Below are 23236 nucleotides of genomic sequence, written 5' to 3' on the forward strand. Positions count from 1 at the left end.
GTCTATTGAATCTGCCTAATCCAATTAAAGTGCTTTAATCTTCTATCATTACAAATATGCTTATAACTTAATCTTGTGAATGTATACACTCGTTGATTAATGTCGCCACTTTATCAAAAGCCTACATATTCAGTATCCCAAATAATTCAACTCATTTTCCGCTATAACCTCAGCAACTATGCTCTTAGTTTCTTCACTGAGTTATGTCATAAATAAATTATACCTTATAAAACTATTGTTTTCAAATATTATATTTTAAATTTTAAAAAAATTTTTTATAGTTTTTTAAATAAAAAATATATGTATATACAAAAATAATTCTTTACAAATAAAATTTTTTATAGTATAATATTTTTACATACAAATATAAGAGGTAAAAAAATAGAATATATAATAACATTCTTAGAAAGGAAATACAAAAATGGACTTTAATTTTATAATAGAAAATATTCCTAAATATTTAGAAGCAATGAAATTGACTGTGATTATAGGAATTTTTGGAATTATATTTTCAATATTGATTGGAATAGTTTGTGCATTGGTGCTTTATTATAGAGTTCCAGCTGTTAGGCAGATTGTGGGAATTTATATTGAGCTTTCGAGAAATACTCCACTTGTAATACAGTTATTCTTTCTGTATTTTGGGCTTCCCAAAATTGGAATTACATTTAATTCGCATATTTGTGCTGTGATTGGATTATCTTTTCTTGGCGGAAGTTACATGTGTGAGGCATTTCGAAGCGGATTGGAGTCGGTTACAAAAGGGCAACGGGAATCTGGATTAAGTATTGGGCTTACAGAATCACAGCTTATAACTAACGTGATATTGCCACAGGCATTTACAGTTTCATTTCCCGCGATAGCGGCAAATATAATATTTCTTTTGAAAGAAACTTCAGTAATAGGGATTTTGGCTTTAATGGAACTGATGTATCTGACACGGGATTTGATAGGGCTTTATTATAAAACGAATGAAAGTCTGTTTATGCTTGTTGCAGCATATTTGATTATTATTTTACCAGTTTCGTTTATTTTAACAGTAATTGAAAGGAGAATAAGATATGCAACTGTCGGGAATTGATGTTATTTTTAAAGGAGTCAATTTGCAAAGGCTTATGGGTGGGCTTATTGTAACGGGACAAATTGCTCTTGTTTCCATAGTATTTTCAATATTGTTCGGATTAATTCTAGGAATAGTTATGACTTCAAAAAATAAGATTATTTATGGAATATTGAAGTTTTATCTGGAAAGTATGAGAATCATTCCCTTGCTTGTGTGGCTGTTCATAATTTATTTTGGAGTTGCAAAAGGCTTTGATTTGCATATTGATTCAGAAACTACGACAATAATAGTGTTTGTGATATGGGGAACAGCTGAAATGATGGATATTGTGAGGGGAGCTATTATTTCTCTTCCAAAAATTCAAGGGGAAAGTGCAAAGGCTTTGGGGCTTGATACAATTCAGGTTTATAGATATGTGCTGCTTCCGCAGGCAGTAAGAAGAATTGCACCTGCAGCGGTAAACCTTATAACAAGAATGATTAAGACAACTTCACTTGCGATTTTTATAGAAGTTGCAGAAGTTCTAAAAATAGGACGGCAAATTATAGAGTTTTCAAGCAGGAAAAATCCGATGGCACCATTTTGGGTGTATCTGTTCATATTTTTTCTATATTTCATAATTTGTTATCCAATTACATTATTATCAAAAAAAATGGAGAAAAAATGGGCTGTTTAAAAAATAAAGGAAACGGAGGTAAGCAAAATGGCAGATTCAGAAGTTTTATTGGAACTTTCTGATATAAAAAAAGAATATAAAAAAGGCATACCCGCACTAAAAGGAGTTTCACTTTCAGTAAATAAAAGCGAGGTTGTAGTAATACTAGGGCCTTCTGGATGTGGAAAAAGTACACTTTTAAGGTGTGTAAACGGACTTGAAGAAATTCAGTCTGGAGAAATAAAATTACAAGGAAATGTTATTAATAAAGATAAGACAAAATGGCATTTAATACGCCAGAGAATAGGAATGGTTTTTCAAAGTTACGAATTATTTGACCATATGACAGTTATGCAAAATCTTCTGTTAGGACCACTTAAAGTACAGAAGAGGGATAAAAAGGAAGTTACAGAACAAGCAGAAAAATTGCTCGAAAGAGTAGGGCTTCTGGATAAAAAGAACTCATATCCAAGAGAACTGTCAGGAGGACAAAAACAAAGAATAGCAATTATAAGATCACTATGTATGAATCCAGAAATAATGCTGTTTGATGAGGTTACAGCGGCACTTGATCCTGAAATGGTAAGAGAAGTGCTGGATGTAATGCTGGAACTGGCAAAGGAAGGAATGACAATGATAATCGTTACTCATGAAATGGAATTTGCTAAAGCAGTTGCGGATAGGATAGTATTTATGGATTCTGGAGAAATCGTTGAAACAAATTATCCGCTGGAATTTTTTAGAAATCCAAAAACTGAAAGAGCTAAGAAGTTCTTAAATATATTTAATTTTGAAAAGAAAGATAAGGTGGAATCAGCTTTGTTGATATAAATAAAAAATTTAGTAAAACAATTTAGTGAATGCTAATTGTTGAAGGGAGAATAAAAGTATGAAAAAATTATTAGGATTTAGAAAATTGAATTTATTGGCACAGATATTGATTGGTGCGTTATTAGGAATTTTGGTTGGACAATTATTTCCGTCGTTTGCTAAAGAGTTAAAAATACTGGGAGTGCTGTTTACAAGTTTAGTTCAGATGGTTATTGTACCGCTTGTATTTCCGTTAGTTGTTCTGTCAATAGTTACAATGAAAAATACTAAAAAGTTTGGAAATCTTGCATTCAAGACATTTTTACACTTTTTCTCAATTACAACGTTAGTAATCACGCTTAGCCTTATTTTAGGGAAAGTAACAGGAATTGGTGCAAATATAAAAGCTGGAAGCATTTCCACAGAAGCTATTAAAGATGTTGCTTCTAATATTAATTTGAGCGATTTTTTAACATCAATTGTCCCTAAAAATGTATTTACAGCATTTGCAGATGGAAATCTTTTACCAGTTATATTTTTTGCAGTATTTTTGGGAATTGCCTTAATTGCTGTTGGAGATGACAATAAACCTGTTATAACATTCTTTGAATCTTGGATAAAGGCTATGTATAAGATTGTAGATTATGCCATTGCATTTGCACCTGTGGGAGTGTTTGGGCTGATTGCAAGCAATGTGGCGAAAACTGGACTTGGAGATTTGTATTTGTTAGGACAGTTTGTACTACTTCTTTATGTTGGATACTTGGCAGCTCTATTAGTTGTATTTCCGATTATTGCATACATATTCAAAGTTCCTTATTTAAAATTATTATCAAATATTAAGGATTTGGTACTAATAGCTTTTACAACAGGAGGTTCTGCAGTAGTTTTACCTACACTTCTTGAGCGTAGTGAAGAAAATGGAATATCTGAATCAGTTTCAGCTTTTGCTACACCGCTTGGATATTCATTCAATCTTATTGGAGCCTGCATTTATATAAGTTTATCGGTAACATTTATAACAAACTTGTACTCAACTCCGCTTACATGGGGACAATTAATACCGTTAATATTATTTTTGACAATAATTACAAAAGGAATTGCAGCAGTCCCATCTGGAGCATTAGTTGTACTGCTTGCGACTGCAACACAGCTTAATTTACCTGCAGAGGGTATTGCCCTGATTGTATCAGTTGACTTTTTGGCAAATGCTGGACGTACAGCGGTAAATGTAGTTGGAAACACGCTTGTTCCTGCAATTATTGAAAAAACTGCAGAATATGAAGTTGTGGAAACAGAGGAAGTATATGCTGGGCTTCGAGAAAATGCAGCTGTAGCTGAATAAACTTTAAAAATAAAAATAGAAAGGATGAAAATATGTCAAAAGTATATATAATTCATGAAAATATGGATTGGACAAGACATCTAACTGCAAGGCTGGATGAATTGTCAGTTCCTTATAAAGAACTGGATTTATCAGAAGGAATATTAAATATAGGAAAAGAACCTGAAAAAGGCGTGTATTATAATAGAATGAGCGCTTCTTCACACACAAGAGGGCATAGATATGCACCAGAATTAACGGAGCAAGTCTTAACATGGCTGGAAAACAAAGGAACAGAAGCAGTTCGTGTAATTAATGGGACATCTGCTATAAATCTTGAAGTGAGTAAATTGAAACAATACATCTTACTGCAAAAGACAGGGATAAATACTCCAAAAACATTGGGAGCTGTGGGAAAAGATCAAATTTTAAATGCTGCAAAGGAACTTGACACATATCCTTTTATCATAAAGCACAACAGAGCTGGAAAAGGTCTTGGGGTAAGACTTATAAGAAGTTATGAAGAACTTGGCAATTATGTAAATGGAAATGATTTTGAAGATTCTGTTGATGGAATAAGTTTGATTCAGGAATATGTGAAGCCTGTGGATGGACATATCATAAGAGCTGAATTTATAGGTGGAAAATATCTCTATGCCGTAAAAGTTGACTCAAGCGATGGATTTGAACTATGTCCAGCAGATTCGTGCCAGATAAATGATAAATTCTGTCCTGTAGGAGAAGAAGCGGCAGAAAAATCAAAATTTAGAATTATTGAAAGATTGCCAGAAAATCAAATTGAAAAATATGAAAAATTTTTGAAAGAAAACCACATAGATGTGGCGGCAATAGAGTTTATCATAAATGAAAACAACGAAGTTTTTGTTTATGACATAAATACAAATACCAACTACAATGCCGACGCTGAAAAAATAGCTGGAAAATATGCTATGTTGGAACTAGCTAAATATTTAAAAAATGAATTGGAAAAATTAGGATAAGAAATTACAAAAATATTAAATAAACTTGGAGGTAATTATGAAAAAGAATTTTGAAAGGTTTGTAAAAATTATTGCAATCTTAGTTTTAGGAGTATTTGCAATAAGCTGTGGAAAAGGTGGAAAAGGAAGCGCTGAACCAGGATCAATTGAGGCAATAAAAAAAGCAGGAAAAATAAGAATAGGAGTATTCGGAGATAAGCCGCCATTTGGATTTGTTGATGAAAATGGGAAAAATCAAGGATATGATATTTATTTGGCAAAAAGACTTGCTAAAGATTTATTAGGCGACGAAAATAAAATAGAATTTATCACATTAGAAGCTGCAAACAGAGTGGAATATTTATTATCAAATAAAGTTGATATTATTCTAGCAAACTTTACAGTAACAGACGAAAGAAAACAAAAAGTTGATTTTGCAAAACCTTATATGAAAGTGTCGCTAGGAATTGTTTCACCAGAAGGTGCTCCAATAAAAGATGTGAAGGAGCTGAAAGGTAAAAAATTAATAGTTAACAAAGGAACAACAGCAGAAATTTACTTTACAAAAAATCATCCAGATATAGAATTATTGAAATATGACCAAAACACAGAAACATTTAACGCATTATTAGATAAAAGGGGAGCTGCACTTGCACACGATAATACTCTAGTATTTGCATGGGCAACAGAAAATCCAGGATTTGTTGTGGATATTAAACAGTTAGGGGAACAGGACTACATTGCTCCAGCTGTAAGAAAAGGGAACAAAGGACTGTTAGACTGGCTAAATACTGAAATAGATGCTCTTACTAAGGAAGGATTCTTTGAAAAAGCATATAAAGCAACTCTTGAGCCTGTTTACGGAAATAAAGTTGATCCAAAAACAGTGATTATCGAAAATAAATAGACTAATTAAATAATAAATTTATAAAAATAAAAAAGTAAACTGCTTCAGAATATTGAGGCAGTTTTATTTATGTTATAAAATTTCATTTACTGCAATTATGCTCTAAGATTGTGTTTTTCTATATTTCCTAGCAATTATCAGTAAAATTGCACAAGTTAGAAATAATATTGAAAATTCCATAATCATAAAATTTTGTCTAAAAGTAAAAATTGCTATAAATGAAATAGTTAAAATTCCTAAAATTTTTGAAAAATCCTTTTTGTTTAGACGCTTTTCTTTGTCCAGATAAATACCATTTGCGAATAACATTAAGTAAAAGCCTGTATATCCAAAAATGTAAAAAAGTGCCAAAAAAGTTTTATTCGGTTCTTGCCCAACTAAATTCCAAGAGGAAATTATAATTCCTAAACTAATTAGCAGGAAAAAATGTGAATACATCAGCACCAATCCACGTGTTACCGGATGATGGTTTATCATTTTGTTTATCAAGATTGTATATGTTCCAAATAGTGAAAATATTGCAATTAAAGCGATAAATGGATAAATTGTAAAATGCTTTATATCAAAATATTTTGCAATCCCGACAATCATTTCTCCAAAGAACAAAATTGTCAATAATTCAAATCGTTCTTTTAAATGTCCAAACTTAGCAACATTGTTGTCAAATTCAATTTTGTAAATTACAGGAAGAAAAACTCCTGAAAAGTTTGCAATTATAAGAAGTATTGTTCCAATATAAAAATTTACGAACAGACTGACCATAAGCAATGAACTAACGATTAAAAGAATATTTCTAGCATTAACAGCTTCTTTTTCGCCAAATTCTTTTTTCATTGCTTGACAGTGATACAAAAATGCTACACTCAAAGCCATAATTAACATTGAAATTGTAAAAGGATAGTAGGCTTGACTCCAATCTGCTAAAAAAGAATTAGACAAATAAATCGCTGCCGTCATATTTACACACATAGTCATAATTTCACGAAAGTTAAACGTCCCAAATCTATTCAAATAGTTTGTCATATACAACCATTCTTGTAAGACAACGAGCGATGCTAATACAAAATTAAAAAATGTCCAAGGCTCAATCACTCCGTGATGAGGATGATGAATAATTCCTGATATTTTCAAAATAGCATAAACAAATATCAAATCATAAAAAAGTTCGATATTTTCAACTTTTCTTTCTTTAATTAAACTCATTTTTTCATCTCCTTGCTTTAATTTTTTTGACTTTTGAAATTTCCTGTTCAGTTAAAATATTTAATTTTGAGGAATAAGTCCCAAAGATTTTTCAATTTTAATTGTTCTGTCAACATCTTTTTTGTAAGTAATACCTAACTTATAGTAATGATTTTCTTTCATTTTCAAAAAACTCCATCCGTAATCTTTTTTCTCAATTACTAGATACTGTCCTTTCTCATTGGATAAAATTGCCTTTATTTTAGGTTCTTCTATATTATCTCTCCTCTTATAATCCCACAAAATCTCAAAATAATTTGTAGAATCCCAAATCCATTTTTTCACATCTTCTGTATTTTCAAGTTTTTTCCCATTTACATAAAGTTCCTTACTATTTGAAATAATTTTCCTAATTTCTTTTAAATCCCTAACATAACTTGGTAACTGAAATATATTTATGTTAATTAGAGTTATTACAATTAAACAAGCTGATACACAGCCCATCTTTAAATAAAAAATTTTCTTTCTTAACTTCTCTTTTTGCAAAGTTTCCTCAAAATCTCCAGTTTCTTCATTCTCTTTTTCATAAACATTTACAAAATCCTTTTTTGTTTCCAAATAAAACTTCAAAATTCCAAAAATAATTATTAACCAAATAGATATAATATTTTTATTAATTTTTAAAAATCCTATTATAATGGGAATAATTACATACATTAAACTATTCAGCAAAGTAAACAGGTATCTTTTTATCTTTTCCCTTTTTATTTCATACTCATCATAAACATACATATTTTTAATCTCCTAATATTAAAAATCGTCTTTTAACATTTTACAATATTAACAAAATTTTTTCAAATTAATTGATAAAAAACTTTTTTTATGGTATAATTATTTTGTAAAAAGTAATCATGTGTATATTAAAAATTTGACGACAGAAGCCAGTTTGATTTAAGCTGGCTTTTTGTATTATAATTTGATATAATTATTTGGGTTTTCGTCAAAAACCTTAATATACCATGATTGGGGGTGAAACTGTCATGGAGCGTGATATAATTTATATCATAATTCAAATTGTAGTTGTCTACTATTTTTTAAGTAGAGGATAACACCCCAAAAATGAAAAAATACTTTTCCCCTGCAGATATTATTTGCAGGTTTTTTTTTGCAAAATTTTTTCATTATGTTGTTGTAAAATTTGATTCAAAATGTTATCATGAAATAAAGAAATTATTGAAAATTAATTATATAAATGAAATAAAGGAGAGAGTTCTTATGTTATATCCAATGAAGTTTAAAAAATTTTTTGTGGAAAAAGTATGGGGTGGACGTGAATTTGAAACAAAATTAGGAATGAAATTGCCTGAAGGCAAAAAAATTGGAGAATCTTGGGAAGTGTCAGCACATCCGCATGGAATGGGAATTGTCGAAAATGGTGCTTTAACTGGACAAAGGCTAGATGATATTTATAAGAAATATAAAGGGGAGCTTGCTGGAAAAAAAGTTTATGAAAAATATCAAGATAAATTTCCACTTCTTATAAAATATTTGGACGTAAATGACAGACTTTCTATCCAAGTGCATCCAAGTGATGAAGTTGCCCTAAAAAAACACAATGAATTTGGGAAAAGTGAATCTTGGTATATAATGGAGGCAAGTGATGATGCAACTTTAATTATGGGAATGAAGCCTGGTATCACAAAAGAAAAATTCTTGGAAAAAGTAGAAAAAAATGATTTTGACGGACTATTTAAAGAAAAAACTGTTAAAAAAGGTGATTTTATTGATATTACACCAGGAACAGTCCATGCCTCATTAAAAGGAAGCGTACTTTTTGCAGAAGTTCAGCAGAACTCAGATGTAACTTATAGAATCTATGATTTTGATAGAATTGATGAAAATGGTAAAAAAAGAGAACTGCACTTACAGGATTCTGCTGATGTAATTGATTTTGGAAAAGAAGTGGAAATTAAAAATACTGATTTTGATGATTCTGAAAATGGGAAAGATATTTTGAGAAAACATATTATAAAAAAAGAATATTACTCAATTGATAAATTAAAATTTTCTGATTCTTTTGAAGATGTGAACAATGAAAGCATGACAATTTATTCAATATTGGAAGGAGAAGGAAAAATTGTATGGGGAGAAAACGAAGGGCTTTCAATTAAAAAAGGAGAAACAGTTTTAATCCCTGTTGGAATTAATATAAAAACTATTGGAAGCTTTGAAATTTTAAGGACTGTAATTTAAGTAGATGAAGGCAAGAATTCTAGTTTACTTTTTAGGTAAAATTGGATGATTTGCCTTGTTTTTTTAGTTGGAATATGATATTCTAATGTTATACTAATATTGTTTTATAGTTAAATAATATATAATGTTTTGAAAATATATATTAAATTTTTACTTTAGTATATTTTAGTTAATAATTGTTTTTCTATTTATATTTATAATTCATTTTAACGTAAGGGCATCGACATCATGCCCTCTTTCATAATAACAGTTATTTGAATACTTAACTGGCTACCTCTTAGAGCTAATGGCGAAAAGTTCTATGGACTACCCTTCTTGACGTAAAATTTTCTTATAAAAGAAAAATAGAACTCATTTTTAAATATAGGTTATTTTAATATGAATAAGTATATATAATTTTAAATAATTTATAAAAGTTTAAACAACTATTTTTCTTCTGACGAAATTTTGCTTAATATTTTTTACTAAACTATTTGTTTATTAAATTAAAAATGCCTAAACGAGCTGGGATTAAAAAGGTATGGTAATTATTTCCGTTTGCCCTAAAAAAGTATAAAGAAATATAAGAAAAATATTTATTGATAAAAAAATTTATAGAGTTTTTGAAAAAATAATTGAAAGAATAGGAATTAAGAAAAGTGAAAAAAAAGATTTTGTTAATTGGAATAATGCTTGGAATTTCATCTTGTGGAATTGTTGGCGGAGTTGGAAGTGTAGTTGGAGGAACTATAAAAGCTGCAGGTGGAATTACTGGAGCGGTTATTGGGACAACTGGTAAATTGATTGGAGGTATTATTGGTGGAAAAGATGGAGAAATAAAGGCCAAAAATACAAAATATAAATTTTCAGATGCAGAAGTTGAAATAACAGGCAATAAGACTATTGTTACAGGGATTTTAACACATAATGGAGTAACAAAGAGAAATTTAACTATTGAGATTCCATGTTTTGATGAAAATGGAGCAAAAATTGGAGATGCAGTTGATAATATAAGTTCGCTTGGAAAAGATGAAAAATGGGAATTTCAGGCAGTTCTTAATACAAATGAGACAAAGACTTGCAAGTTGAAGGATACTTATGTTTATGAAGGAAGTATAAATACAACTATTGAAAATAATGATGGTTCTGAAAATATAAATAATATTGATAAAGAACAAAAATAAGAATTGGAGGAAACGAATGATGACAGGAATTATTGGAGCTGTAATTGAAGAGGCTGAGGCAATAAAAAAGGAAATTAAGGATATTAAAGAAAATATTATAAACGGAATATCGTTTTTTACTGGGAAATTTAATGATAAAGATGTTGTTTTTGTACAGTCTGGAATTGGGAAGGTAAATGCTGCGATTACTGCTACTTTATTAATTGAGAAATTTGGTGTAGATGAGGTAATTTTTTCAGGAGTTGCAGGATCGTTGGATGAAAGACTGAAAGTTGGAGATGTTGTTATTGGGCGAGATGTTGTTCAACATGATGTTGATGCTACAGCATTTGGTTATAAAATGGGACAGATTCCTCAAATGAAGGAGTGGGCATTTGAGTCAGATAAGGAACTTATTGAAAAAACTGGAAATATAACTGATTTTGAACATCAGATATTACTTGGAAGAATTTTGACTGGGGATCAGTTTGTGAGTCAAAAAAAAATAAAAATTCAGCTTGGAAAGGATTTTGAGGCACTTTGTGTGGATATGGAAAGTGGAGCTGTAGCTCAGGTTTGCACAAGATTAGGTGTAAAATTTTTGATAATCCGTTCAATTTCAGATTCGATTACAGATGATTCCGGAATGGAATACACAAGTTTTGTAAAACTTGCAGCGGAAAATTCTAAAAAAATATTAAAAGAGATTGTTTAATAAAATAAAAAGTTGAAAGAAGGGAGAAAAAATGAGTTTTCGGTTAAATCCGTTTAAAGTAATGAGAGCAGTTGGAATTGTTGCAGTTGTTACTTATGGTATAGTGCTTGCAACAGGCTATAAAAAGTCAAAAGAAACTACGACTGAAAGCGTTACAAAAGAGATGAAAATTAGAAATAAGGATTTTTACAATTCTAAAGACTATAAAAACAATTTGACTTTACCAAATCAGGTTGTGGAAAATAATAATGAAACAGTCACAAAAGAGCTTGAGCAGGCAAAAAGCTCACAGCCAATTAATTTACAGCAAGATCAAATAGCAATTAATCCAAAAAACGTTTCATCACAATCACAAACAAATGTAAAAATAACTAATGATGCCAAAAAGAAACAGGAAGAAACAAAACTGGAAGTTAAAAAATTAGAGCAGAAAAAACAGGAAGAGGCAAAAATTGCTGAGCAGAAACGTCAGGAAGAAGCAAGAATAGAAGCTCGTCAAGCTGAAATAAGAAAACAGCAGCAGGAGGCAGCTAGAAAGGAACAGGCAAGAGTAGAAGCGGCAAAACAGCATGCTAAAGAAGAGGCAGCAAGAAAAGCAAGGGAAGAAGCCAAAAAAAATCAGATAAAAAGCGGATCTAAAAAGTACATTCAGGTAGCTTCGGTAACTTCGGAATCTTCAGCAAGAGAAATAGCTAAAAAGCTAGGTGGGAATTTCTATTATAAAAAAACTTCAGTAAATGGAAGAACAGTTTATGTAGTGATGTCAAATATGACAGACAACCCGAATACTTTAAAAACTATGGAAAATCAAGCTAAGAAAGCAGGAAGTGGCTATATGATCCGTTCTGTTGGGAAATAATAGCTAAAAAATTTAAGAACAGGAATAAAATAAAAATATATGAAAAAAAATTATAAAGGAAACATTTCTCCAAAAGAAATCGTAAATGAAATAAAACTATCTAAAAATATTATTTTAACAGCGCATATTAATCCCGATGGAGATGCATTAGGCTCGCTTTTGGCATTTTATTTTATGATAGATGATTTTTGCAAAAAAAATAATATGGAGAAAATGATAAAAATCGTTGTTGATGATAAGTTGCCTAAGTATATGCGACATTTTGAAGATACAGAATTGATTTGGAGCTATGAAAAATTTAGTGATGAATTTAAGCATAATTTTCAAAATGATGAAAAATTTGACTTGTTTATAAGCTTAGATTGTGCAAATAAGGAAAGATATGGAAAGGCTATAGAAATAAAAAAACTTAGTAAAAAATCTATAAATATCGATCATCACATTAGCAATACTGAACATGCAGATTTTAATTATGTGGAAGACATTTGCAGTACAGGGGAGCTTTTGTATCAGTTTTTAGAGATTTTTGAGATTGAGCTGAGAGAGAAAATCGCTAAATATATGTATCTTGGAATAATTAATGATACTGGTAACTTTAGGCATGACAATGTTACAGAACATACTTTTTTTGTATGTTCCAAGTTGATTGGAGCAGGTGTTAATAATCACAAGATTGCTAATATTATTTTTGAAGTTAGTGAAAAAAAAGTTGGATTTATTGGTGAGCTTTATAAAAATAAAAAAATTAATGAGTATTATAAGTTCATAAGCTACTATTTGACACAGGAAAAAATGAAAAAGTTAAGTATTGAAAAAGATGATACAGATGGTGCGGCAGAAATGCTTTTAAAGATTGAAGGAATGGAACTTTCACTATTTGTAAGAGAAGATGTTGATGGTTCATTAAAAGGAAGTTTTCGTGCAAATGATAAATATAACGTAAATAAAATAGCTTCAATTTTTGGCGGTGGAGGACATATAAAAGCCGCTGGTTTCAAGACAAATTTATCTTTTGAGGAAATTTTGGAAAAAACATATCAAGAACTTGAAAAATAAATTTAAATAAAAATCTTTATTTAAGAAAGGAGAATTTTATGTATGATTTTAATATGTTTAATTATCTTAAAATAAAGGGATTTTCAAATGCTCAGCTTGCGGAAAATTTTCAGCAAATTGAAAAGGCAAATCAAAATATTAATGAAATTCTTGACAGTAATCCAAATGCTGTTCTAAAAAAAATAAAATATACTTATCTGGATGAGGAAAAAACAGATTTGCAATTCGATATTAAAATAGAGGTAGTGAATAATTAATGGAAAAGAAAATACGAAAAATAATAATAATTTTATGTTTTGGAATGTTAATAAGCTGTTCATCAGTTGGAAAAAGAGTTGTACCAGATTCGGCGGTTGTATCGAGGGATACTGTTGTTAGCAATAGCATTGAAGAGGTAAAGAAAAAATTTAATGAGGCAGTTGGAGCTCAGCATGTTGGATTGTATAAAAAAGGATTTAGAAATTGGAAGGTTATTTTATATGGTTCACAAGCATATTACCAAGTAATCGTTGCAGAAGATGGCAAAATTGTTTCAAGTGAAAGACTTGAATATAAATAAAATAAAAAAGGGAGTTTTTGTATATTCTCCCTAAGTTTTTAATCTAAAATTATATTTATTCATTATCTTCAATTTTATTTTTGGAATTTTCTAAATCGTCAAAAACATTGATAAGACTATCAGAATCAACCTCATAATACATACTGTCATTATAATAATCATCAGTCTTGAAATTTGCAAAGCTTTTAATTTCATCAATTTCTTCATTCTGAATATTGTCTTCTTCGGAAATATCATCTGAAATACTTTGAGAAACGTCAATATTGTGAGCTTCGTTAATAGCGGCTCCATCTATTTCTCCACCTGCGATCTCATTTTCTATAGAATCGGGAATATTGATCGTTACGTCACTAGAAATCATTTTTTCACTTTCTGAAACAGTTTCTTCAGATTCTAGCTGTTCATCAGTATCATTATTAAGTTGGAAAAGATTATCAAAAAATATAAAGAAGTCGTTAATTGCAGAACTTTCTTTTTCAGTTTTTAACATAAGAATAGTTCCTTCGAGTAGAGCTATCAGAAGTCTTGCCGTTGTTTCTGGAACGATATCATCGTATTTTTCAGGAAAAGAATATTTTAAAGTAGTTATAAAAAAAGAAAATCTAAGTTCTATTTTTTTATAGGATTTTACAAGTTCTTCACGTATATTATTTTTTAAATCTGCTAGCTCTAAAGCTAAATTTCCAAGCGGGCTTCCACCATGAAACTTGTTATTTACAATATTTTCAAAATATTTTTCAAAAAAATAGTGAAATTTATGGATTGATAAGTCATCTACATTGCTGTTAAAGAAGTTTATAAGATTTTCAGTATGATACTTTATAACAGCAATAAGCAATTCTTCCTTGCTAGAAAAAAACTTGTAAAAAATATCGTTAGGCATTTCACAAGCCTTAAAAATATCCGTTAATTCAGTGTTTTTATAGCCTTTATAATAAAAAAGTTTTGCACTTTGCTGTATTATAAAATTTTTATTATATTCTTTAGTCATTTAAATTTACCTCTTTATAGTATTTTAGATATATTTTATAATTTAATTTGAGGATTGTCAACAAAAAATAATTAAAAAATAAATAAAAGGATGTGATTTTATGAAGTACAATTTTGATGAAATTATTGATAGAAAGAATAATCATTCTGTGAAATACAATGAACTTTTAAGAAAATTTGGAGTGGATGATGTAATTCCGCTTTGGATTGCGGATATGGATTTTAGGACAGCACAGCCTATAATTGACGCTCTTGAAAAAAAAGTTCAGCACGGAATTTTTGGTTATGTTTACCGTCCAGATGAATATTTTGAGTCGTTTGTAAACTGGCAGAAAAGAAGATTTGGATGGGAGCCAAAAAAAGAACTGCTTAGTTTTAGTATAGGAATTGTACCAAGCCTTGGAGCATTGGTTCAGATTTTTTCTGAAAAAGATGATAAAATATTAATTCAGACACCTGTTTATTCAGAATTTTATGATATTAATGAAGATAATGCAAGAGTTGTCATTGAAAACAGGTTTATTGAAAAAAACGGAGAATATTCACTTGATTTAGAAGATTTGGAAAATAAATTAAAGGAAAATCCCAAATTATTTATTTTGTGCAATCCTCACAATCCCCTAGGGCACGTATGGACTCATGATGAACTGGAAGCAATTGGAAATTTATGCATAAAATATAAAGTTCCTGTAATTTCTGATGAAATTCATGCTGATTTGACCTTGTGGGACAATAAACATATTCCGATGGCAAGCATTTCGGAAGAAATTAGACAAAATACAATAACTTGCACTTCTACTGGAAAAGCTTTTAATCTTGCAGGACTTCAAAGTGCAACAATTATTTTCAATAATTTAGATGTAAAATCAAAATTTGACAAATTCTGGAAAGATCTGGAAGTTCATAGAAACAATCCTTTTAACTTGGTTGCCACAATTGCTGCATATTCTGACGGTGGCGAAGAATATTTGAAACAGTTAAAGGAGTATCTGGAAAACAATATTTTATTTTTAAGTAATTTTTTCAAGGAATATATTCCAGAAATTATACCAAATATTCCACAGGCAACATATCTAGTATGGCTAGACTGTCGAAAATTGTGTGAAAAATTTGGATTTAATCAAGAACAGCTGGAAAAATTTATGCTTACAAAAGCAAAACTTGGACTAAATGAAGGACGTGTTTATCAGAAGGGGCTGGAAGGATTTATGAGGCTGAATGCCGCTTGTCCTAGAGCAGTTTTGGAAAAGGCTCTTAATCAGTTGAAAGATGCTATTTTAAAGGAAAAATAAGAAATTTACCTTTCAATATTGTTTATACAAAAACTTACAAAAAAATAATATAATTAAAAGAAATTATTAAATTATTTCTATTTATCAGCTTGTATAATGAAAATGTATGGTTATAACAGTATAAATATTAAATTGCTTAAAATATAACTTGAACCCCCTTCAAAATAGAACTGATAAATCAAATAATCTTGGAGTCTGGGTAGAATCATAATTTTTGAGTTCGGTTTTAAAGTAATTTTTACTATAGATTAGAGGAGGTGCAATTTTATGGAAAATATTAAGGAAATTTATTTTGCTGGAGGATGTTTCTGGGGAGTAGAAAAATTTTTCAAGATGGCTCCGGGTGTTGTTGAAACAACAGTAGGATATGCCAATGGACAGACTCTTGATACAAGCTATGAAATTTTGAAAATGACAGATCATGCAGAAACGGTGCATATAAAATATGATAATAATATAATTTCCTTAAATAAACTTCTGGACTATTATTTTTCGATAATCGATCCTACAAGCATTAACAGACAGGGGCTTGATGAAGGTCGTCAATACCGAACTGGAATTTATTATGTTGATAAGAAGGATCTAGAAACAATAAAATCAAAAGTAGACAGCGAACAGAATAAATATTCAAGAGAAATACAGGTGGAAGTAAGACCATTGAAACATTATATTTTAGCTGAGGATTACCATCAGAGTTATTTAGATAATAATCCTGGAGGCTATTGCCACATTGATCTGGAAAGTGCGATAAAAATTTTTGGAAAGAAATAAAAAAATTAACATATCAAGTCGAGGAAACTCGGCTTTTTTTGTTAAAAAAATTTTTTAGAAATTGCTATTGACTTTAAAAAAATGTGGGGTATACTATTGTTAGCAAAAAGAAAACAGTATATACAATTTAATAACATTTTTTTAGGAGGGACAATTATGTCAAAATTAGATGAAATCACAAGAGAATCTTGGATTTTGGGGACATTTCCTGAATGGGGAACTTGGTTAAATGAGGAAATAGCTGAAACAGTAGTAAAACCAAAAACTGTAGCAATGTGGTGGCTTGGAAACATGGGACTTTGGATAAAAACAGAAGGAAATGCGAATATTGCAATGGACATCTGGGTAGCAACAGGTAAAAGAAGTCAAAAAAATAAATTAATGAAACCTAAACATCAACATCAAAGAGCAGTTGGATGTGTAGCTTTACAGCCGAATTTAAGACTTACGCCTTGTGTTATAGATCCTTTTGCAATAGAAGGTCTTGATGCATTGCTTGCAACACATTCACATAGTGATCATATAGATGTAAATGTTGCAGCGGCAGTTGTAAAAAATTGTCCAGAAGCAAAATTCGTAGGACCAAAAACATGTATTGAAATTTGGAGAAAATGGGGAGTGCCTGAAGATAGGCTGGTACAAGTAAAACCAGGAGATGAAATTACAATAAAAGATGCAAAAATAAAAGCATTGGAATCATTTGACAGAACTATGCTTTTAACAGTTGCTGAAGATGTAACATTAAAAGGAAATTTACCGCCCGATATGGATGAAATGGCAGTAAACTATCTAGTTGAAACAACAGGTGGAAATATTTACAATGCAGGAGATTCGCACCATTCAAACTATTTTGTAAAACATGGAGATGAAAATAAAGTAGATGTGGCATTTGTAGGATATGGAGATAATCCAAGAGGAATGACAGATAAATTAACTTCTTCAGATGTGCTAAGAGTAGCTGAAGAATTGAGAACACAAGTTGTTATACCGCTTCATCACGATATTTGGTCTAACTTTATGGCAGATCCGAAAGAAATAACATTATTGTGGAATTATAGAAAAGATAGAATGAAGTATGAATTTAAACCATATATATGGCAGCCTGGAGGGAAATTTGTATTCCCTGATAACAAAGATGATATGGAATATATGTACAGAAGAGGATTTGAAGACGCATTTACAATAGAACCTGATTTGCCATTTAAATCATTCTTATAGGAAAATTAAATATATGGAAAAATATTTGATAAAATGAAATTATTAAAAAAATATATAAAGGAGAAAAATCATGAATTTATTAATGGCAATTGGAACATGGTTTGGACAAAATATTTTAACTAAGCCAGAATTTTTTGTAGGTTTACTGGTTTTTGTTGGATATTTGTTCTTAGGTAAAAAAATATATGAGGCAGTTGGAGGGTTTATTAAGGCAACTGTAGGATACATGATATTGAATGTCGGTGCAGGAGGGATAGTAACAACATTTAGACCAATACTGGCGGCATTAAAGACTAAATTTCAATTAAATGCGGCAGTTATAGATCCTTACTTTGGATTGCAGGCTGTGGATGAAGCAATAAAAAATATTATTGAACAGGATTCATCTAAATCTAATTTGGCAGCAGCAGTTATGATGGCACTCCTTATAGGATTTGTTATAAATATACTATTAGTGTTATTTAGGAAATTTACTAAAGTAAGAACATTATTCATAACAGGGCATATTATGCAGCAACAGGCTTCTACAGCAGCTTGGATGATATTCTTCCTGTTTCCTCAGTTCCAAAATATAAAGGGAGTAATATTAATAGGAATTTTTGCAGGAATATATTGGGCAGTTGGATCAAACTTATCAGTGGAACCAACTCAAAGATTAACAGAAAATGCTGGATTTGCGATAGGACATCAGCAAATGTTTGCTATATGGGTAGCAGATAAATTGGCACCAAAAATAGGAAATCCTAAAAAGAAACTGGATGATTTGAAATTGCCTAAATGGTTATCAATGCTTCACGATGATATTATTGCAACAGGACTTATAATGATAGTGTTCTTTGGAATAATAATGTGGGTGCTAGGGCCTGAATTCTTTACTGCGAAATTTGGTAAATGTGTTATTGAAAATAATGTACAGACTTGTCCAGTTATAAATCCTAATGGTGTTGCAGCAGGGGCATTTGATCCTAAAAAACTTTCATTTGGTACTTAGTATTGTTTCAACAACATTATTGTTTGCAGTATATTTAACAATTTTGAAAACAGGAGTTAGAATGTTCGTATCAGAATTGACAGTATCATTCCAAGGTATTTCAAATAAAATATTGCCTGGATCATTACCTGCAGTAGACTGTGCAGCTTCTTATGGATTTGGATCACCAAGTGCTGTATTATTCGGATTTTTAGTAGGAACAATAGCTCAATTTATTTCAATAGCAGGATTATTAATATTCAAATCGCCTGTATTCATTATAACAGGATTCGTTCCGGTATTCTTTGATAATGCAACTATTGCTGTGTATGCTGATAAACGTGGGGGAGCAAGAGCTGCATTCATATTGTCTGCTGTATCAGGAGTATTGCAGGTACTATGCGGAGCTGTTGCGGTAGCTTTATTCCAATTGAAAGGTGGATGGCATGGAAATATCGACCAAAGTACGGTATGGCTAGCGCAAGGATTTGTAATGAAATATTTAGGAATAATAGGATATGTATTGGTAATTGCTGCAATGCTTATAATTCCTCAAATTCAATATGCAAAATCTAAAAATAAAGAGCAATATTATGAAGGAACAGTAGATTTAGAAGAAGTTTAAAATTTTAAAAAATAAAAAAGTAGAAAAGAAAGAAGTGAATAATAATGATAAAAGTATTAGCAGTCTGCGGAAGTGGAATGGGAACAAGTATGATTATGAAGTTAAAAGTTGGAAAAGTTTTACAAAAATTGGGAGTACAAGCAGATGTAAATTCATGCAGTCTGGGAGAAGCTAAATCAGGACTTTCAAATTATGATTTAGTTCTTGCTTCAACTCATATCGCCTCTGAATTAAAAGGTGGACCAAATACAAAAATAGTTGGACTTTTAAATTTACTTGATGAAAAAGAGCTAGAAAGTAAATTGACAGAAGCTGGAATAGCTTAAAAAATAAAAGTTGAGAGGAGATTTTTATGAATTTGCTGGATTCTTTGAAAGAAAATAATTCTGTTGTGTTACAGCAGGAGGCAAATAATTGGGAAGAAGCAATAAAAGTATGTATGAAACCTCTTTTGGAAAGCAATTCAATAGAGGGAAAATACATAGAAAATATAATAAAAAGAACAAAGGAGTTAGGTCCTTTCTACATTTTGGCTCCAGGATTGGCAATGCCACATGAACGTCCTGAAATGGGAGTTAATAAAAATTCTTTCAGTCTTGTTACGTTAAAAAAGCCAGTATCATTTCCAGACGGACAGGAAGTGGACATATTAATTGGACTGGCGGCTGAAAATGATGAAGTTCATGCAGGAGAAGCAATACCTCAAATTGTAATGCTTTTTGATGATGAAGATGTTTTTGAAAAAATAAGAGAGGCTAAAACATCACAAGATATTTATAACTTGATAGAAGAAAAAGCATAAAATATAAAAACCACTTTAAATTGCTCAAGCTCTTTCTTAAATAATTTTTTAAAGAGTTTGAGTATATTTTAAAAAATGCATAAATATGAAATGGAGGAAAAGTGATGGCAAAACCATTATTACAAGTTGCACTCGATCATTCTAACTTAAAAGGTGCTATAAAAGCTGCAGTATTAGTCGGGAAAGAAGTTGATGTTATAGAAGCTGGAACAGTTTGTCTGTTACAAGTTGGAAGTGAATTGGTTGAAGTTTTAAGAAATTTATTTCCTGATAAAATAATAGTGGCAGATACAAAATGTGCGGATGCAGGAGGAACGGTTGCTAAAAATAATGCAGTTCGTGGAGCAGACTGGATGACTTGTATCTGTTCTGCAACAATCCCTACAATGAAAGCGGCTTTAAAAGCTATAAAGGAAGAGCGTGGGGAACGTGGAGAAATCCAAGTGGAACTGTATGGCGACTGGACTTACGAACAAGCTCAGCTTTGGTTAGATGCGGGAATTAATCAGGCTATTTACCATCAAAGCAGAGATGCCTTGCTGGCTGGAGAAACTTGGGGAGAAAAGGACTTGAATAAAGTCAAAAAATTAATTGAAATGGGATTTAAAGTTTCTGTAACAGGTGGACTTAATACTGATACACTAAAATTATTTGAAGGTGTAGATGTGTTTACATTTATTGCAGGGCGTGGAATTATTGAAGCAGAAGATCCTGCGGCAGCTGCCAGAGTATTTAAAGCAGAAATCGATAAATATTGGAAATAGAGGAATAATATGAAGAATCTTAATAAATTAAATTTAGGAATATATGAAAAGGCTCTTCCTAAAGATATTGACTGGGTTGAGAGAATAAAACTTGTTAAAGAATGTGGATATGATTTTGTGGAAATTTCTATAGATGAAACTGATGAAAGGCTTGCAAGACTGGATTGGTCCGATGACGAAATAAACAAAATTCATAAGGCATTAATAGATAATGGAGTTAGAATACCGTCAATGTGCTTTAGCGGACATAGAAGATTTCCTATGGGAAGCATGGATGAAAAAACTAGGGAAAAGGCTATGGAGCTTATGCAAAAGGCGATAATCTTTGCAGATAAAATGGGAATCAGAACGATTCAAATGGCTGGATATGATGTTTATTATGAAAAAGGAAATGAGCAGACTAAAAAATATTTTACTGAAAATTTGAAAAAGGCAGTAGAATGGGCATCTTCGTACAACGTAACACTATCAATAGAAATTATGGATCACCCATTTATCAATTCCATTACAAAATATATGGAATATGCGGATATAATTAAATCTCCATGGCTAAAGGTTTATCCAGATGTAGGAAATTTGACAGCATGGCCTGAAAATGACACGCTGAAGGAATTGGAATTAGGAATAAAAAATGGAGAAATAACAGGAATTCATTTAAAGGATACTTTAGCAGTAACTGATACTTTTGAAGGGAAATTTAAGGAAGTTCCTTTTGGAGAAGGGTGTGTAGATTTTCCAAAAGTATTTAAAAAATTAAAAGAATTAAATTATAAAGGACCTTTTTTAATAGAAATGTGGACTGAAAAATCAGATAATCCAATTGAAGAAGTAAAAAAGGCAAAGCAATGGATGCTGGATAAAATGAAGGAAGGTGGATTTATCTAATGCTGGAAAAATTAAAGGAGCAAGTATTTAAGGCAAATTTAGAATTGCCAAAAAAAGGGCTGGTATTATTTACTTGGGGAAATGTGAGTGGAATTGACAGAGAAAAAAATCTGATTGTCATAAAACCTAGTGGTGTGGATTATGAAACAATGAAAGTAGAAGATATGGTAGTAGTTGATTTAGATGGAAATGTTGTAGAAGGTGATTTAAATCCTTCGTCAGATACTCCTACACATATTGAGCTTTATAAAAAGTTTCCTTCAATAGGAGGAATAGTTCATACTCATTCAACAAATGCTACAATCTGGGCTCAAAGCGGAAGGGATATTCCAGCATACGGGACAACAAATGCTGATTATTTCTATGGCTCAATACCTTGTACAAGAAAAATGACAAAAGAGGAAATCACAGGAGAATATGAAAAAGAAACAGGAACGGTAATTATAGAAACTTTTGAAAAAAGAAATCTAAATCCACAATATATTCCAGGAGTTCTTGTAAATAGTCACGGACCTTTTACATGGGGAAAAAATCCTGATGAAGCTGTTTATAATTCTGTTGTACTAGAGGAAGTGGCAAAAATGGCAATGTTTACTGAAATGGTAAACAAAGATATAAAGCCAATGCAACAGGAGTTACTAGATAAGCATTTCTTGAGAAAACATGGAGCTAATGCTTATTATGGACAAAAGAAAAAATAATTTATAGACCGCATTTGTTGTGTAGTAAAAAGTTTCAGCAGTTCACAAAATCATAAAATTATGATATTATATTTCTATATGAATAAATTGATAAGGTGAAAAAATGGCTGAAAATGACAGTATAAAAACTAACTCTAATCTCGTGGAAGCATTAGGGTATTATATAAAAAATAAAAGACTACAAAAAAATATAGGACTAAGAGAAATGGCAGAAATGCTAAAAATCAGTCCAGCTTATTTATCTAATCTGGAATCAGGCAAGCATAATATGACAAATCCTCTTCTACTTAAAAAAATTGCTAAAATATTAAAGATAGATCATCTGAAACTGTTTAAAATAATAGGATATACAGATAAGGATATGTCAGATTTGAAGAAGGAGCTTACTAATGAGATAATAGAGGAATTTTCAGATATAAATATCGGAGAAATAGTTAGGAATCTAATGGATATGAATTCAGAAAAAATAGAGCTGGTCAAGCAGTATATAGAACTGCTAAATAAAAAATAGTTACCGCTTTTTGTAAAAATGAAGGGAGTTTCACATTTTAGGTGGTTGCTCCCTTTTTATATGGAATTGATAAAAATAACTAATTTTTATCCTAATTTTTAAGCGAATTGACTATATAGTAAAACTGCTTTAAAACTAAACCGACTATTTTACTCAAACCCTAAATCAATATAATTTTTAGTAGTTTAATTTTAAATAGGTT

General features: G+C 30.6%; 27 protein-coding genes. 24 read left to right on the forward strand and 3 right to left on the reverse strand.

Annotated features, from left to right (window positions below; genetic code table 11):
- Nucleotides 1-421: 421 nt before the first annotated feature.
- Genes HMPREF1552_RS06985 through HMPREF1552_RS07010 form a run of 6 tightly spaced genes read left to right on the forward strand, consistent with a single transcriptional unit; the run spans nt 422 to nt 5739 of the window.
- The gene (locus HMPREF1552_RS06985) at nt 422-1081 is read left to right on the forward strand and encodes an amino acid ABC transporter permease (protein WP_021744438.1); all 660 of its coding nucleotides are present in this window, start codon (nt 422-424) and stop codon (nt 1079-1081) included.
- Entirely contained in the window at nt 1062-1739 is a 678-nt protein-coding gene (locus HMPREF1552_RS06990; protein WP_021744439.1) for an amino acid ABC transporter permease, read from the forward strand. The genes HMPREF1552_RS06985 and HMPREF1552_RS06990 overlap by 20 nt, the downstream gene beginning before the upstream one ends.
- Nucleotides 1740-1766: 27 nt before the next feature.
- Entirely contained in the window at nt 1767-2549 is a 783-nt protein-coding gene (locus HMPREF1552_RS06995) for an amino acid ABC transporter ATP-binding protein (protein WP_006805538.1), read from the forward strand.
- A gap of 58 nt (nt 2550-2607) precedes the next feature.
- Nucleotides 2608-3873, forward strand: a complete 1266-nt coding sequence (locus HMPREF1552_RS07000) for a dicarboxylate/amino acid:cation symporter (RefSeq protein WP_021744440.1) — start codon at nt 2608-2610, stop codon at nt 3871-3873.
- A gap of 32 nt (nt 3874-3905) precedes the next feature.
- On the forward strand, nt 3906-4853 hold the full coding sequence (locus tag HMPREF1552_RS07005) for a RimK family alpha-L-glutamate ligase (RefSeq protein ID WP_021744441.1): 948 nt from the start codon (nt 3906-3908) through the stop codon (nt 4851-4853).
- 37 nt (nt 4854-4890) lie between these two features.
- Nucleotides 4891-5739, forward strand: a complete 849-nt coding sequence (locus HMPREF1552_RS07010; protein WP_021744442.1) for a cysteine ABC transporter substrate-binding protein — start codon at nt 4891-4893, stop codon at nt 5737-5739.
- Between the two features lie 102 nt (nt 5740-5841).
- Here HMPREF1552_RS07010 and HMPREF1552_RS07015 read toward each other — a convergent pair whose 3' ends face one another.
- Both HMPREF1552_RS07015 and HMPREF1552_RS07020 read right to left on the reverse strand, forming a co-directional pair.
- Complete coding sequence (locus tag HMPREF1552_RS07015; RefSeq protein ID WP_021744443.1) at nt 5842-6942, reverse strand: low temperature requirement protein A; 1101 nt, start codon at nt 6940-6942, stop codon at nt 5842-5844.
- A gap of 60 nt (nt 6943-7002) precedes the next feature.
- Nucleotides 7003-7713: a hypothetical protein gene (locus HMPREF1552_RS07020; RefSeq protein ID WP_021744444.1), complete on the reverse strand. Its 711-nt coding sequence runs from the start codon at nt 7711-7713 to the stop codon at nt 7003-7005.
- Nucleotides 7714-8196: 483 nt separating this feature from the next.
- Between HMPREF1552_RS07020 and HMPREF1552_RS07025 the strand changes: the two genes are divergently transcribed.
- The 7 genes from HMPREF1552_RS07025 to HMPREF1552_RS07055 all read left to right on the forward strand — a co-directional run bounded on the left by HMPREF1552_RS07025 (nt 8197) and on the right by HMPREF1552_RS07055 (nt 13505).
- Nucleotides 8197-9174, forward strand: coding sequence for a type I phosphomannose isomerase catalytic subunit (locus tag HMPREF1552_RS07025; RefSeq protein WP_039901373.1), 978 nt, complete (start codon nt 8197-8199; stop codon nt 9172-9174).
- A gap of 638 nt (nt 9175-9812) precedes the next feature.
- Complete coding sequence (locus tag HMPREF1552_RS07030) at nt 9813-10337, forward strand: FxLYD domain-containing protein (protein ID WP_021744446.1); 525 nt, start codon at nt 9813-9815, stop codon at nt 10335-10337.
- Between the two features lie 19 nt (nt 10338-10356).
- Complete coding sequence (locus HMPREF1552_RS07035) at nt 10357-11031, forward strand: 5'-methylthioadenosine/adenosylhomocysteine nucleosidase (RefSeq protein WP_081686578.1); 675 nt, start codon at nt 10357-10359, stop codon at nt 11029-11031.
- Nucleotides 11032-11062: 31 nt separating this feature from the next.
- Nucleotides 11063-11890 (forward strand): cell envelope integrity protein TolA, encoded by an 828-nt coding sequence (locus tag HMPREF1552_RS07040; protein ID WP_021744448.1) that lies wholly within the window; start codon nt 11063-11065, stop codon nt 11888-11890.
- 39 nt (nt 11891-11929) lie between these two features.
- Nucleotides 11930-12946: a bifunctional oligoribonuclease/PAP phosphatase NrnA gene (locus HMPREF1552_RS07045; RefSeq protein WP_021744449.1), complete on the forward strand. Its 1017-nt coding sequence runs from the start codon at nt 11930-11932 to the stop codon at nt 12944-12946.
- 38 nt (nt 12947-12984) lie between these two features.
- On the forward strand, nt 12985-13203 hold the full coding sequence (locus HMPREF1552_RS07050; RefSeq protein WP_021744450.1) for a hypothetical protein: 219 nt from the start codon (nt 12985-12987) through the stop codon (nt 13201-13203).
- On the forward strand, nt 13203-13505 hold the full coding sequence (locus HMPREF1552_RS07055; protein WP_021744451.1) for a hypothetical protein: 303 nt from the start codon (nt 13203-13205) through the stop codon (nt 13503-13505). The genes HMPREF1552_RS07050 and HMPREF1552_RS07055 overlap by 1 nt, the downstream gene beginning before the upstream one ends.
- A 55-nt stretch (nt 13506-13560) precedes the next feature.
- Here HMPREF1552_RS07055 and HMPREF1552_RS07060 read toward each other — a convergent pair whose 3' ends face one another.
- Nucleotides 13561-14496, reverse strand: a complete 936-nt coding sequence (locus tag HMPREF1552_RS07060; protein WP_021744452.1) for a TetR/AcrR family transcriptional regulator — start codon at nt 14494-14496, stop codon at nt 13561-13563.
- A 100-nt stretch (nt 14497-14596) separates the two neighbouring features.
- Here HMPREF1552_RS07060 and HMPREF1552_RS07065 point away from each other — a divergent pair, with 100 nt between their 5' ends.
- From HMPREF1552_RS07065 to HMPREF1552_RS07115, 11 genes are all read left to right on the forward strand, one after another.
- On the forward strand, nt 14597-15787 hold the full coding sequence (locus HMPREF1552_RS07065; protein ID WP_021744453.1) for a MalY/PatB family protein: 1191 nt from the start codon (nt 14597-14599) through the stop codon (nt 15785-15787).
- A 267-nt stretch (nt 15788-16054) separates the two neighbouring features.
- Nucleotides 16055-16558: a peptide-methionine (S)-S-oxide reductase MsrA gene (msrA, locus tag HMPREF1552_RS07070; RefSeq protein WP_021744454.1), complete on the forward strand. Its 504-nt coding sequence runs from the start codon at nt 16055-16057 to the stop codon at nt 16556-16558.
- Nucleotides 16559-16714: 156 nt separating this feature from the next.
- Nucleotides 16715-17776: an L-ascorbate 6-phosphate lactonase gene (gene ulaG, locus HMPREF1552_RS07075; RefSeq protein WP_039901369.1), complete on the forward strand. Its 1062-nt coding sequence runs from the start codon at nt 16715-16717 to the stop codon at nt 17774-17776.
- Between the two features lie 70 nt (nt 17777-17846).
- Entirely contained in the window at nt 17847-18767 is a 921-nt protein-coding gene (locus tag HMPREF1552_RS12920) for a PTS transporter subunit IIC (protein ID WP_021744456.1), read from the forward strand.
- Nucleotides 18715-19371 (forward strand): PTS transporter subunit IIC, encoded by a 657-nt coding sequence (locus HMPREF1552_RS12925; protein ID WP_196808131.1) that lies wholly within the window; start codon nt 18715-18717, stop codon nt 19369-19371. Before HMPREF1552_RS12920 ends, HMPREF1552_RS12925 begins: the two co-directional genes overlap by 53 nt.
- Nucleotides 19372-19415: 44 nt before the next feature.
- A complete protein-coding gene (locus HMPREF1552_RS07090) occupies nt 19416-19697 on the forward strand; it encodes a PTS sugar transporter subunit IIB (RefSeq protein WP_021744458.1) in 282 nt (93 codons plus the stop codon).
- Between the two features lie 26 nt (nt 19698-19723).
- Nucleotides 19724-20173 carry a PTS sugar transporter subunit IIA gene (locus tag HMPREF1552_RS07095; RefSeq protein ID WP_021744459.1) on the forward strand — a complete coding sequence of 150 codons (450 nt, stop codon included), beginning with the start codon at nt 19724-19726 and terminating at the stop codon, nt 20171-20173.
- Between the two features lie 104 nt (nt 20174-20277).
- The gene (locus tag HMPREF1552_RS07100) at nt 20278-20937 is read left to right on the forward strand and encodes a 3-keto-L-gulonate-6-phosphate decarboxylase UlaD (RefSeq protein ID WP_021744460.1); all 660 of its coding nucleotides are present in this window, start codon (nt 20278-20280) and stop codon (nt 20935-20937) included.
- A gap of 9 nt (nt 20938-20946) precedes the next feature.
- Nucleotides 20947-21822: an L-ribulose-5-phosphate 3-epimerase gene (locus HMPREF1552_RS07105; protein WP_021744461.1), complete on the forward strand. Its 876-nt coding sequence runs from the start codon at nt 20947-20949 to the stop codon at nt 21820-21822.
- A complete protein-coding gene (gene araD / locus HMPREF1552_RS07110; RefSeq protein ID WP_021744462.1) occupies nt 21822-22523 on the forward strand; it encodes an L-ribulose-5-phosphate 4-epimerase in 702 nt (233 codons plus the stop codon). The genes HMPREF1552_RS07105 and araD overlap by 1 nt, the downstream gene beginning before the upstream one ends.
- Nucleotides 22524-22626: 103 nt before the next feature.
- Nucleotides 22627-23034: a helix-turn-helix domain-containing protein gene (locus tag HMPREF1552_RS07115; RefSeq protein WP_021744463.1), complete on the forward strand. Its 408-nt coding sequence runs from the start codon at nt 22627-22629 to the stop codon at nt 23032-23034.
- Nucleotides 23035-23236 lie beyond the last annotated feature (202 nt).

It is taken from the genome of Leptotrichia sp. oral taxon 879 str. F0557, assembly GCF_000469385.1.
In the GTDB taxonomy this organism is placed as follows: Bacteria; Fusobacteriota; Fusobacteriia; order Fusobacteriales; family Leptotrichiaceae; genus Leptotrichia; species Leptotrichia mesophila.